This is a genomic window from Azospirillum sp. B4 (assembly GCF_000333275.1).
GTDB lineage: Bacteria > Pseudomonadota > Alphaproteobacteria > Azospirillales > Azospirillaceae > Nitrospirillum.
In genome coordinates this window covers 1-12,552 of the sequence record NZ_BACU01000299.1, presented here as the reverse complement: position 1 = coordinate 12,552, position 12,552 = coordinate 1, and the positions used below count along the sequence as shown (strand labels likewise).

At 66.0% G+C, this 12,552-nt stretch carries 13 protein-coding genes; 2 read left to right on the top strand and 11 right to left on the bottom strand.

Annotated elements, in window-relative coordinates; translation table 11 throughout:
• The 5 genes from I55_RS34455 to I55_RS13590 form a co-directional block, all read right to left on the bottom strand.
• The coding region (locus I55_RS34455) for an SDR family NAD(P)-dependent oxidoreductase (RefSeq protein WP_148293712.1) at nucleotides 1-183 on the bottom strand (183 nt) is incomplete at its 3' end.
• Between the two features lie 83 nt (nucleotides 184-266).
• A complete protein-coding gene (locus I55_RS13605) occupies nucleotides 267-1,424 on the bottom strand; it encodes a sulfatase-like hydrolase/transferase (RefSeq protein WP_083901089.1) in 1,158 nt (385 codons plus the stop codon).
• A gap of 142 nt (nucleotides 1,425-1,566) precedes the next feature.
• A complete protein-coding gene (locus I55_RS13600; RefSeq protein WP_159107189.1) occupies nucleotides 1,567-3,111 on the bottom strand; it encodes a HAMP domain-containing sensor histidine kinase in 1,545 nt (514 codons plus the stop codon).
• A complete protein-coding gene (locus I55_RS35905) occupies nucleotides 3,038-3,922 on the bottom strand; it encodes a response regulator transcription factor (protein ID WP_148293711.1) in 885 nt (294 codons plus the stop codon). Before I55_RS35905 ends, I55_RS13600 begins: the two co-directional genes overlap by 74 nt.
• The gene (locus I55_RS13590) at nucleotides 3,858-4,397 is read right to left on the bottom strand and encodes a hypothetical protein (RefSeq protein ID WP_148293710.1); all 540 of its coding nucleotides are present in this window, start codon (nucleotides 4,395-4,397) and stop codon (nucleotides 3,858-3,860) included. The genes I55_RS35905 and I55_RS13590 overlap by 65 nt, the downstream gene beginning before the upstream one ends.
• A gap of 866 nt (nucleotides 4,398-5,263) precedes the next feature.
• On the opposite strand from I55_RS13590, the gene I55_RS13585 reads away from it, so the two are divergent.
• Nucleotides 5,264-6,373: a glycosyl hydrolase family 28-related protein gene (locus tag I55_RS13585; RefSeq protein WP_199902585.1), complete on the top strand. Its 1,110-nt coding sequence runs from the start codon at nucleotides 5,264-5,266 to the stop codon at nucleotides 6,371-6,373.
• Nucleotides 6,374-6,471: 98 nt separating this feature from the next.
• On the opposite strand, the gene I55_RS13580 is transcribed toward I55_RS13585, so the two are convergent.
• The 3 genes from I55_RS13580 to I55_RS13570 all read right to left on the bottom strand — a co-directional run bounded on the left by I55_RS13580 (nucleotide 6,472) and on the right by I55_RS13570 (nucleotide 9,094).
• Nucleotides 6,472-7,302, bottom strand: coding sequence for an alpha/beta fold hydrolase (locus I55_RS13580; protein ID WP_199902586.1), 831 nt, complete (start codon nucleotides 7,300-7,302; stop codon nucleotides 6,472-6,474).
• A 376-nt stretch (nucleotides 7,303-7,678) separates the two neighbouring features.
• Nucleotides 7,679-8,140, bottom strand: coding sequence for a Dps family protein (locus I55_RS13575; RefSeq protein ID WP_044561118.1), 462 nt, complete (start codon nucleotides 8,138-8,140; stop codon nucleotides 7,679-7,681).
• 255 nt (nucleotides 8,141-8,395) lie between these two features.
• Entirely contained in the window at nucleotides 8,396-9,094 is a 699-nt protein-coding gene (locus I55_RS13570) for a pirin family protein (protein ID WP_044561117.1), read from the bottom strand.
• Nucleotides 9,095-9,240: 146 nt separating this feature from the next.
• Between I55_RS13570 and I55_RS13565 the strand changes: the two genes are divergently transcribed.
• Nucleotides 9,241-10,167 carry a LysR family transcriptional regulator gene (locus I55_RS13565; protein WP_044561116.1) on the top strand — a complete coding sequence of 309 codons (927 nt, stop codon included), beginning with the start codon at nucleotides 9,241-9,243 and terminating at the stop codon, nucleotides 10,165-10,167.
• On the opposite strand, the gene I55_RS13560 is transcribed toward I55_RS13565, so the two are convergent.
• The 3 genes from I55_RS13560 to I55_RS13550 all read right to left on the bottom strand — a co-directional run.
• Nucleotides 10,157-10,921 (bottom strand): SDR family NAD(P)-dependent oxidoreductase, encoded by a 765-nt coding sequence (locus I55_RS13560; protein WP_044561115.1) that lies wholly within the window; start codon nucleotides 10,919-10,921, stop codon nucleotides 10,157-10,159. The genes I55_RS13565 and I55_RS13560 overlap by 11 nt on opposite strands.
• A 232-nt stretch (nucleotides 10,922-11,153) precedes the next feature.
• Complete coding sequence (locus I55_RS13555; RefSeq protein ID WP_044561114.1) at nucleotides 11,154-11,711, bottom strand: response regulator transcription factor; 558 nt, start codon at nucleotides 11,709-11,711, stop codon at nucleotides 11,154-11,156.
• On the bottom strand, nucleotides 11,698-12,552 hold an 855-nt coding region (locus tag I55_RS13550; RefSeq protein WP_044561113.1), incomplete at its 5' end, for a HAMP domain-containing sensor histidine kinase. The genes I55_RS13555 and I55_RS13550, both read right to left, overlap by 14 nt.

The following is a 12,552-nucleotide window of genomic DNA, read 5'->3' as shown; positions in this document are numbered from 1 at the left end:
CGGCCTGGATGCCGGTGGCGTTGGGGCCGATGTTCGCCACCGCCGCCCTGCAGTTCCGGCGCGCGCCGGCCCGGTGATGAAGACGCGGGCGCCCTCCGCCGCGAAGGCCTTGGCGGTGCCCAGGCCGATGCCGCTGGTGCCCCCGGTAACGACCGCGACCTTACCTTCAAGCTTGCGAGCCATTTCGTCTTTCCTTTCAGTATTTTGTGTTGTTCCGCCCAGTGGCGGGCGGCTGATGAGGGAAAGATGTCGCCAAAACCGATTTTTCAAAATAGAAATGACTGAAAACTATCGTTGCAGGTGTCGACCAGGGAATGCAGATACGCATAGAGCTGGATGAAATCCTGTGCCGAAGTGGCGGGATCGGACGTCAGCTGGAAGGGGATGCAACTTTTCAGCGTGGTGGCCAGGGCCGCGTCCAGCTTGTCCGTCGGCGCGACGCCTGCGAAATTGTAGCCAATCTTGGCCGACAGGGCCAAACCCATCTTATACGCGTAGTCGTGTTGGCAGGACGGCTTCGTCGACAGATCCTCCGCCAGGGTGGGCGGGTTGTGGGCGCAGTCCTGCGGAAAGCCCAGAGGGTTCAGGGCGACCTGGAAGGTGCCGCCCGTGGGCGGGGGCGTGCGGTCGCCCTGCTGGGGCACCGTCAGGGGGCCGAAGGGCGACTGGGTGCCAGTTCGGGTTTGGCCGTCGGACGGCAGGGCCTGGGAGATCACCGCCGGATATGTCGCGATGTCGTGCGGGTTGGCGAAGGAGGCGACGGCGAACCAGGGGCGGGCGTTTGACGCGTCCGGCGCCGGCTGGTTGGGTGCCTTCTCGCTCTTGATGGCGGCGGCGCGGTCATAGTCCAGGCCCAGCGCCTTGCGGCGCAGGAAATTGCATACGGAATCGGCGAAGCCGATGTCGCGGTAGGTGCCCAGATTGTTGGGTGAGGCGCCGTGCGGCTCGGGATAGGACTCCTCCCAATCGTCGAAGCCATAGGCCTGCAGGCTGTGGTCCGGCGGGTTGCTCACATGCCATTTGCCGAAGTAATGGGTGCTGTAGCCGGCGGCCCGCATCCAGCTGCCCAGGGTGGGGATACCGTCGGCCGCCAGCCAGGGGAAGTTGGCGGCATCACCGCTCTTGAACAGGCCATCGGTCTGCGTCACGCCGGTGCGCGTGCCGTATTGGCCGGTGTAGATCGTGGCCCGGCTGGGCGTGCAGGCGCTGGCGGCGATCGTATGGTTGCGCAGCACCACCGCGTTTTTGCGCAGGCGCAGCAAACCGGGAAAGAACTCGGCGTAGGGATCGTCCGGCCCCACCGTTCCTTGGAAGCCGAGGATGCGCTTAAGCGCCTCGGCGAAGCCGCCCTCGGCCCCGTAGGAGAAGCGGGGGAACCGGTATTGGTCGCTGGTGACCAGCAGGATGTTGGGGCTCGTGCCCATGGCGCTTTCCTCCCGTGGAAGGCCGCGCCCGTGGTGTCATCGCGGTTGGACAACCAGTGCGGGCTTTAGCGGCTGGAGACACTATAAAGACGCGACATGGTTTCGCCAAGGAATATCCCGTTATGGTTGTATTGATTAGCCGTTACGCTACGGACGGCAGCGCGATCTGCACCTTCAGGCCGCCGCCGATGCGGTTGGTGGCGGTGACCGTGCCGCCCAGCGCCTCCACATTGCGCTTCACGATCCACAGGCCCAGACCGGCATGGCCGGGCGACCCGACCTTGGCGTCGCGCCGCGCGTGATCGGGGGGCCGCAGGGAGAAATAGCGGTCGAAGATGTTGTCGATTTTGTCGGGGGCGATACCCGGCCCCGTGTCCTCGATGGTCAGGGTCACCGTGTCCTCCTCCTCCGACAGGCGGACGGCGATGGCGCCCGCGTCGGGCGTGAAGCTGACGGCGTTGTCCAGGATGTTCTCCACCACCACCGCAAGGGCCACCTTGCCGGCGCGGACATGCACATCGGGCTGCAGTTGCCGGCTGAGCCGGATTTGCCGCGCCACCAGGACCTCGCGGTAGCTTTTCAGGATGTCGGCCACGATGGTTGTCAGGTCCACGCTCTCACGCGGCGATTCGATCATGTCCGCCATGGTGTTATCCAGGCACTGCGAGGCGGAGATGAGGGCTTTCAGCCGGTCCAGCGACAGCTCGATCAGTTCCGCCGCGCGCTTCCCGCGCGCATGCTCCGGTGGCACCAGGCGTTTCAGCGGTTCCAGGCAGGCCTGGATGGTGGCGACCGGACCCTTGAAGGAATGGGCGTTGTCCTCCGCCGTCTGGCGGATGACACCAGCCACATGGTGCAGGTCGTGCACCAGACCGTCGAAGTCCTGGGCCACGCTGTCCAATTCAGGGATGGCGTTGCGGCTGGCGAAGGTGTTGCCGGCCACCCGGCCCTGGCGGATTTCGCGCGCGACGTGTCGGAAATGGCGGATGTGGCGCCGCACCGACAGGGCGGTCAGCAGGGCCACAACGGCCACGGCCAGGTACAGCATCAGCGAGAGCCGCACCTGCGGTGTCTGCCAATAGGGACGGCCGATGGCGGTGGCCAACAGTTCCGACGTGACATGGGAGGAAACCAGGACCCAGCAGCCCCAGCGGCTTTGGATCGGGATGACGGAGGTCAGGATCTCCTCATGCCCCGTCGGCTGGGTGTAGCGGATGTCCACCGGCTTGTCCCAGGTGCAGCTTTCCGCCACCTGGGAGACGATGCCGTGGCGCTGAAGGTTGTCCAGCGTGGCACCCAGGTCGGCCGCGCCGACCCTGGGCGCCGACGCCAAAAAGTAGAAGCCGCCGTCCTGGCCGGCGGCCCCACCCTTGGGCTGGAACATCAGTTTCAGGTTGGTGCCGTCACCGTCGTACTTGGCCAGCTCCTCGTTCAAGGACGTGGTGGGGGGGCCGCTTTCCCGGTTCAGCAGCGGCTGCAAGGCCTGGGCGATCAGCCAGCTGCTGTACCGGAGGTTCTTGGTGACAATCTCCCTTTCCTTTCGATCCGCCGTCTCGAACTGGCCGTACAGGATGAAGGGAAGGGCGGCGAAGATGGTGAGCAGGAAGCCCAGCCTAACCGTGAGTGATCCGGATATCCTGCGGGCGGCCCATCTCAGCCGCGTTGGCGTCAATGGATGCCGGGTCACGCCATCGGTAGCCGAAGGCCGCGAAATTCTCAATTTCCGCAAAGCCACGATCGATAGCATTGAACTTGCTCCGGATCCGCTTGATCGACGAGCGCACGTTGGTCCGGAAGCCATCGTCGCCGCTGCCGGCGATGAAACCGCTCCAATGCACGCGGTCGTAGATGGCCCGGTAAGTCACGTGCTCGCCCAGATTGGCCACCATGAATTCGACGATACTAAATTCGGTAACCGTAAGCATCACGTCACGACCCTGCCAAAAGGCTCGGTTCACCTTAGGCTTAAGGGTAAGCTTTCCGCATATGATCTCATCGCCCGCCTTCACCGTCGGGGTCGGTGCCGCGGCTGCCGGGGGCTGCACGATCAGGCGGATGCGGCGGGCCAGCACCGACATGCCGCGCGTCTTGTCGATGAAGTCGACCGCGCCACGGTCCAGCGCCAGCGTCTCGTTGGCGGGCATGGTCATGCCGGTCAGGAAGATCACCGGGATACGGCAGCCGCGCCGCCGCAGGTCCGGCAGCAGGTCTATGCCCAGCGTCCGTTCCAGGCACCAGTCGATGACCAGGATGTCGGCGGCCCCATCATCCAGGCTCGACCCGTCCTCGGCCGCCAGGAAGGCGATCAGCGACTTGGCGTCGGGAAAACCCGTGACGCTGAAGCCCAGGTCCTCCAACTCACCCATCGCCGCCTCGCGAAAGGCGTCGTCATCGTCAACCAAGACCACGCGGGCCGGAACGGCCGGCAGGACGTCATTTGGCTTGAGCCACGGCCCGGATGTCGGCCAGGCAGTAGCGTTTGCGGTCGCCGGTGTCATTGTCACTTGTCACCTCATAGCTGAGGACGCGGTAAGCCTGCGTCTTGATGTCTGGGTACAGTGTCAGGTCGACGGTGCAGGCCCCATGCCGGTAGAGCCATTCCTTCCCGGGGGCCAGATCCTGCTGGGAAGAGGGGGGGCCCATCAGGGCCTGCAACTGGGATTCGTCCAGGCCGACCAGGTCGACGTCGGGCAGGGCAACCGCCGCGGCGTTGGCGGCCATGGCGGTTGAGGGGGAGGTGGGGGTGTTGGGCGCGCCGGACGGCCGCCGTGCGGCGGCCGTGCGGGTGCCGCCGGCGCTGTCACCAGCCGCCGGGTTGGCGGCGGGCGCCTTGGCGCGGGTGGGGGCCGGACGGGTCACCGCGATCTTTTGCGGGGCCGGCTTGGCCTGCTCCCACGGGGGCAACCAGGCAGTGCAGCCCGACAGTAGCATCAGCCCGGATAGGCCTGCCCGTTGCCAGAGTTTCGCGCGCACCACAGAAAACCTCCATAAGGGACGACCTCCGTCAGCCCGTGCGCCCGGGGGGAACCGGGGCCGGTCACGCGTCTAATTGGGGTGGTCCCTCCCGGGGAGCCTGCCTTCATGGGCGTGCGGTCCCCGGTAGGCAGGGGCCGTCACCCTGTTTTATGGTTCAGAAGCCGTCCGCCCCTTCGTGGCACGGGATAATGGCATCACCGTGGCGGTGGGAACGTCCGCTGCCTACCGTTCAAGGCCCTTCGATCGCCTGGAACTACCGGCAACCCGCCGGTGATCAAGCAACCGTCAGTTACATCTAATTTAGCATAAACACAATCTATCATTCGGATTGGCGTTGTTCGCAAGCACGGAAACAATGACGTGCAATGCAGCGCGGCCGCCATTGGGCATTCGGTGAACACAGTTTCGTCACACGACGCGGGTGGCATATGCCCAAGGCTGTGGGGTATATGCCCAATACCTGCACCGATTTATCGACCGGGGGCATCGGGCATATCAGGCGGAGGTATTTGCTCTCAGGGGTATGTCGAATGCTACATCGATGGCCGTCTTTTTGGTCTTGCGATGCGGTTTCTGGCGGTGAATTCTGGTATCGGCCACGCCGAAAGAGAACCGAAGTTCTCTACCCGCTTCGGCTTCGCGCGCCTTAGTGCGGAACTTCCCTCCAGCCGGGGAAATTCCGTCTTCATCCAGGGCAGCGGCGGGACTTCTAGAGATCTGCAGCGAGGTAAAACATGGATCGCCGACATTTGATCGCGGCCGGTGCCGCGCTGCCCTTCGGCTTGTCTGCCGCCGCGCGCGCGGGTGCGTCGCCGGTCCCTGATACGTTAGCGGGGCCTGATACCACCGAAGGGTATGTTCAGGTGGCCCAGGCCACCACCACCAAGGCCACCCCCACCATCTATGACTATGGCGCCGTCGGCGACGGCGTCACTGATGACAGCGCCGCCTTTTCCAAGGCCCTGGCCGCCGCCGCGACCAAGGGCCTGATGGTTATCGTGCCCGCCGGCACCTATGCCATCGCCAAGACCATCTCTTTCGTGTCGACGCAGGACGCGGGCAGGCCCTGGGGTTTGCAGGCGCAGGGCGCCACCCTGGTGTCGTTCATCACCAACGGCACCGACATCATGAGCCTGCAGGCGGTGAACACGGTGCGTTACTTCCGCATCCTGGGCGCCATGAAGATCCTGGGCACGGGCAAGGACGGCAACGGCCTGCGCATCATCGCCTACGGCAGTTCCTACTTCTTCTACAACGTGACGCTGGACGGCCTGTGTGTGGAGGGTGCCGGCCTGAATGGCCTGCTGTTCGAGGGCAATGTCTTCGAAAGCCTGTTGATCGGCTGCTTCTTCCAGGACTGCAAGCAGAACGGCGCGGTCTTCGCCCAGTCCAAGGGCGGTATCTGTTCCGCCATCACCGTTGTCGGCTGCTTCTTCGCCCAGAACACGAAGTGCGGCATGATGGCCACCAACTTCGATTCCACCTACGGCGGCACCACCGACGTGCGTATCTTCGGCGGCTACTGTCGCGACAACGGCAGTTACGGCTTCTATTACAACAACGGTACCTCCAGCGGCGCCGCCATCGAACAGGTGGGGTTTGAGAACAACTGCCGTTCCCTTTCCCCCGGGGACCCGAATGGGGCCCACGTCTATGGCCTGGTGCAGGTCCGCATGCGCAATTGCACCGGCTATAACGAGGGGGGCGGGGCGACGTACCTGGTGCGCGGCTGGTTCAGCACACTGTCCGTGCTGGACAACTGCGACCAGTCATCGGGGGGCGCCATGGCCACCACCGGCAAGTCGCGCCTGGCCCAGGTGAACGGCAATGCCGCCGGCCACGTGCTGATGCGGCAATCCGGTGGCGGCTTCGATGTGGTCAGCGGCACCGCCATCACCTGGACGGCGGAGAATTGTTCCGGTACCTCGCCCAAGGGCACGCTCAGCTTGAAGGCCACGGTGACATCATCCTGATGAACCTTTTCAGGGCCAACCCGGGTGTCCTTATGAAAAGGGGGCGCGGACCCGTGGTCCACGCCCCCTGATCGAACCGGGCCCTGCCACCAGGCCGGTCAGCCTTTGATGAAGGCCAGCAGATCGGCGTTGATGGTGTCGGCGTGGGTGGTCGCCATGCCGTGGGGGAAGCCCTTGTAGACCTTCAGCGTGCCGTTCTTCACCAGCTTGGCGGACAACAGGGCGGAGTCGGCGATGGGGACGATCTGGTCGTCATCGCCGTGCATGATCAGCACGGGCACGTCCATCTTCTTCAGGTCTTCGGTGAAGTCGGTTTCCGAGAAGGCTTTGATGCAGTCGTAGTGGGCTTTGATGCCCCCCATCATGCCCTGCCGCCACCAGTTGTCGACGACGCCTTCCGATACCTTGGCGCCCGGGCGGTTGAAGCCATAGAACGGGCCGGCCGGAATGTCGCGGTAGAACTGGGCGCGGTTGGCCACCAGGCTGCTGCGGAAGCCGTCGAACACCTCCAGCGGCAGGCCGCCCGGGTTCTTGTCGGACTTCACCATTATGGGGGGCACGGCGCCGATCAGCACTGCCTTGGCCACCCGGCCCTTTTCGGCGCGGGCTACGTAGTGCGCCACCTCACCGCCGCCGGTGGAATGACCGATATGGATGGCGTTCTTCAGATCGAGGGCCGCGGCCAGCGCGATGACGTCGGCGGCGTAGGTGTCCATCTCGTTGCCGGTGTCGGTCTGGCTGGACCGGCCGTGGCCACGGCGGTCATGGGCGATGACGCGGTAGCCCTGGCCCAGGAAGAACATCATCTGGTTGTCCCAGTCATCCGCGCTGAGCGGCCAGCCATGATGGAAGACGATGGGCTGGGCGGTCTTGGGACCCCAATCCTTGTAGAAGATCTGGGTGCCGTCTTTGGTGGTGATGAAGCTCATGGAATGGGTTCCTTTGCCGGCGGCGTGGCCGTGGGTGGGGCCGTGGGTGGGGGAAGGGGATTCGGTGGGTGCGGCCAGCGCGGTGGCCGCGCTGGCGGGCAGGATCACCAGCGCGGCCAGGGCGCTGCCGCCCATCAGCACGGCGCGGCGGGAGGCGTCCGGCCCGGAGGGGGACGGGTTGGTGTCGGCTGCCGTCTGTTCGCTATCCAGTGTCATGTCCCTGCTGTTCCTTCGGATCTGCGGAACCGGTACCGGCCCCCGCGATGCCCAAGGTAAAGGCTGCGGGGACCGGCGCCTTGCAGGGATGCGCGTGATTTGTTGAATTGTGCGCAGAAATAGTTTCCCGGCCGAAGGGGCGCACGGGAACTTGGCTTCCTCAATCGGCGCTGATGGTCTCGGCCAGGAACCAGGCGCGCTCCTCCGCCTCGTCGATCCAGTTTTCCAGCAGGCTGGCGGAGGCGACGTCGCCCGCCTCGTCACAGACCTCGTGCGCCTCGCGCAGGATGCCGGCCAGGGTGACGTTGTCGTCGTGCAGTTCGCGCAGCATGTCCAGGGCGCCCACCTTCTCGGCGTCGTTATCCTTGATGCGCTGCAGCTTGGCGATCTGGCCGATGGACTTCAGGGTGGTGCCGCCCACCTTGCGCACCCGCTCGGCGATGGCGTCGGTGGTCGCGAAGATCTCCGCCGCCTGGGCATCCAGCAGGAGATGATATTCCCGGAAGTGCGGGCCGGAGATGTGCCAGTGGAAGTTCTTGGTCTTCAGGTACAAGGCGAACATGTCGGCCAGCAGCGGCGTCAACGCGCCCGGTACACCCTGGAAATTCGGCTTGGTGCTCATCGATCGGATCTCCCGTCAGGAAAATGGATGCGCAGGGGCTAGCAGCCTGTCCCGGTCACCGTCTTGAAGGCTTGCCCCGGTCTTGTAGGTTGCGCGCCTATAATCGGGGCCGACCGTGGAAAGCTGGCCGGCAGCATAGATTTAGGGTCCGCACCCGACGTTCCAAGGCGGCGCATGGTCCCCGGCCAAGGGATATAAGCCCAGGAAGAGCATTGCTTTTTGAGAAGGGGCGCCCGATGTGGGCGCCCCAAGCCGTCAGGCGGCGTCGACCAACACCACCTCGGCATCCTCCACGCCCACCACCTCGACCACGGACTGGTCGGTGATGGCGGCACCGTCGCGCGCCTCGATGCGGACGCCGTCGATCTCCACCACGCCCTTGGCGGGAACCAGGTAGACATGGCGGCTGGGATCCAGGGTCAGACTGACCCGCTCACCCGCCTTCACCGTGGCGCCCATCACCCGGGCCTTGGCACGGATGGGCAGGGCCCCCTCATCCTCCGGATAGCCGCTGGCCAGCGTGACGAACTTGCCGGAGCGGTCGGCCTTGGGGAAGGGCTTGGCACCCCAGGACGGCGTGCCGCCCCGCGTTTCCGGCTGGATCCAGATCTGGAAGATGCGGGTGGTCTCATCCTCCAGATTGTACTCCGAGTGGCGGATGCCGGAACCGGCGGACATCACCTGCACGTCGCCGGCCTCCGTCCGGCCTTCATTGCCCTGGCTGTCCTGGTGGGTGATGGCGCCGTCCCGGACATAGGTGATGATCTCCATATCCGCATGCGGGTGCGGCGGGAAGCCGGATTTGGACGCGATCTCGTCATCGTTCCAGACCCGCAGGGCGCCCCAGTTCATCCGGCTGGGATCGTAGTAGCTGGCAAACGAGAAATGGTGCTTGGCCTTCAGCCAACCATGGTTGGCGCCACCCAGCTTGGCGAACGGACGACGGTCAATCATGACGCAACTCCTTGCTTTCACTTCTGCGCGGTGCCGATGGGCGCCGCTGACAGGACTTAAGATGGGCCTGATTGACGACGACGAAAATAGAAACTATGGAACTTCATCGTTTCCATTTTTGATGTCATGGCGCCGGAGCTTCCCCCATGTCCCTTCCCGACCTTGAGGCCTGGGCCATCTTCGCCAAGGTGGCGGAGACAGGGTCCTTCGCCGCCGCCGCCAGCGACTTCGGCCTATCCAACGCCACGGTGTCGAAGGCGGTGAAGCGGCTGGAGGAACGGTTGGGCGAACGGCTGGTCCACCGCACCTCCCGCCGCTTCTCCCTGACCGAGACGGGGCGGGTGCTGGCGGTGCGCGCCGCCCAGATCCTGGCGGAGGGGGAGGCGGTGGAGGCCGAGGCCCAGGCCAAATCCAGCCAGCCGCACGGACGGGTGCGGCTGGCCGCCCCCATGTCCTTCGGCGTGCGCCACGTGGCGCCGGCCCTGCCGGACTTCCTGGCGGCCTATCCGGACGTGACGGTGGACCTGCAGCTGGACGACCGGCTGGTTGATCTGGTGGCCGGCGGCGTGGACGTGGCGCTGCGCATCGCGGAACTGGCGGATTCCAGCCTGATCACCCGGCGGCTGTGCCCGGTGCGGCGCTGGGTGGTGGGGGCGCCCGCGTACTTCGCCCGCCGGGGCCTGCCCACCCGTCCGCGCGACCTGAAGGATCACGCCTGCCTGGTTTACAGCTATCTGGCGACGGGGGAGACGTGGCGCTTCGCCCACCTGGACGGCACGGAGGAGTCGGTGCGGGTCAAAGGCCCCTTGAGCGCCACCAACGCCGACGCCTTGCAGGACGCGCTGCTGGCCGGCCTGGGCATCGCCATGCAGCCGGACTTCCTGGCGTGGGAGGCGGTGCGGGACGGCCGCCTGGTGATCGCCCTGCCGGACTGGTCACCGCCGCCCCTGGCCATCAACCTGGTGACGCCGGCCGGCGGCCCTCGCGCCGCCCGCGTGGCCGTTCTGTTGGACTTCCTGGCGCGCCGCTTCACCGCCGGCTCGGCCCCCTGGACGCGGGACTTCAATCCGTGATCAGGGTGCCGCCGTCCACCACCAGATTGTGGCCGGTGACGAAGGCGCCGGCGGCGGAGGCCAGATAGACGGCGGTGCCGGCGACCTCCCGGGGCGTGCCCATGCGGCGCAGCGGCGTCTGGCTCATGCGCTTTTCCAGGCGGGCGGGGTCGGCCTTGAACACGGCCGACAGATCGGTGTCGATCAGGCCGGGGCTGATGGCGTTGACCCGCACGTTGCGCGGCCCATATTCCACCGCCAGGTTGCGCGCCATCTGGGCCAGGGCCGCCTTGGTCATGGAATAGACGCCCAGGCTGCGGTTGCCGCGCAGGCCCGACAGGCTGGACATCAGGATGACGGCGCCGTCGCCCCGCGCCGCCATGGCCGGGACGATGCGGTTGCACAGGCGGAAGACACTGCGCAGGTTGATGGCCATGACGCGCTCATAGGCCGCGTCCGGCGTCTCGGCGCTGGGGCCGTTGTGCAGGTTCAGGCCGGCATTGCAGACCAAGATGCCGACGCCGCCGGGCATCGCCTCCGCCGCCGTGGCCAAGGCGTCCAGGGCGTCGTCATCGGCCACATCGCAGGGGAGGGGCTGGGCATCCAGCCCCTGGGCCTGGAACTCCGCCGCCACCCGCCGGCAATCCTCCGGCACCTCGCTGGAGATGAGGACGGCGGCGCCGGCGCGGGCCATTTCCAGGGCGATGGCATGGCCAAGGCCGCGCGTGGACCCGGTGATGAGCGCGCGCTTGCCCGCCAGGCTGAACAGATCCATGGCACCCCTCCCGTCTTTTTCGTGGGGCCCATTGCCGTCTATTAAGGTTGTGCCGTCAACCAGGATTCGCGCAAGGATCTTTAATCTTGACTGATTAAAGATCCCCCTCAGACGCCGGGCGGCCACATCCGTGGCCTTGGCTGATCCTCGCGTTCCAGTCCGCTACGCTCCCCAGAACGCTCCGGCGGCCCCGGTCGGGGCCTACATGAGCCGATGGCTCATGCCGTTAAAATCAACTCACCCGCTGCTTCGCCAGCTTGCGGGCCAGGGTGCGGCGGTGCATGCCCAGGCGGCGGGCGGCTTCGGAGACGTTGAAGCCGGTGTCGGCCAGGGTCTCGTGGATGCGCTCCCACTCCAGCGTCTTGATGGAGGTGGCGCGGCTGCTGAGGCTGACGCCGCTGTCGCCCTCGCTACGGCCGAAGGCGGCCTCGATGTCGTCGGTGTTGGACGGCTTGGCCAGGTAGTGGCAGGCGCCCAGCTTGATGGCCTCCACCGCTGTGGCGATGCTGGCGAAGCCGGTCAGCACCACGATCTTCATTTCCGGATCGTGCGCGTGCAGGGTCTTCACGCATTCCAGGCCTGAGGCGCCAGCCAGCTTCAGGTCGACCACGGCGAAATCCGGCGCTTCGGCCGCCAGCAGGTCGGGCAGGGCCTCCGCCCGGTCGGTGCTCACCACGTGATAGCCGCGCCGCTCGAACGACCGTTTCAGCGCGCGGCCGAAGGAGGGGTCGTCCTCCACGATCAGCAGGACGGGGGCGTCGTCGTCCCCAAATGAGCTATCGTCCGTCATCGGCATCCTCGATCACCAGCGGGTCGATGGGCAAGCGCAGTTCCACGGTCGCCCCGCCGGCTGGGTTGTTGTCGGCGGTTACCCGCCCACCCAGTTTGCGCGCCACATTGACCGTAAGGAAGAGGCCAAGTCCGCGACCAGGTTTGTCCTTGGTGGACTGGTAGGGCTTGCCGAAACGCGCCAGGATGTCTGGCGCGAAGCCGGGGCCCCGGTCCTGCACCGTCACGGTCAGCACCCCGTCATGGCACGCGACGTCGATGCCGACCCAGGTGGGGCTGGCCTCCACCGCGTTGTCGAAGATGTTGAACAGACTTTGCTTGATCGCGGTGTCGGACACGATGGCCACATCATCGGTGATGTGGTTGGTGTATTCGATCTTCCGGTCGGCGTGCGCTTGACGCCAGTCGGCGACCACGGTGTCCAGGAAGCGCACCAGGGTGGTGCGCGCCGCCCCTTCACCCCGAGCCGTGCCCGCCGTCAGCAAGATGCGGGACACGATCTCCTTGCAGCGGGCGAGGGCCGCCTGCATCTCCGCCACATCGTCCAGCAGTTCGGCGTTCCCGGCGGCGGCGGGCATGTGCTGCCAGTCGTTCAGGATGACTGACAGGGTCGCCAGCGGGGTGCCCAGTTCATGCGCGGCCCCTGACGCCAGCAGGCCCATGCGCACGATGTGGTCCTCCTCCACCGACTTCTGCCGCAGGTCCGACAGGCGCGCGTCGCGTTGGCGCAGGTTGCCGTTGATGCGGGCGACGAAGCTGACCGCCAGCACCGACGCCAGCAGGAAGCAGATGAAGGTTCCCGCCAGGTACAGATCGAACACCCGGGGCCAGGCGCCGCCAGC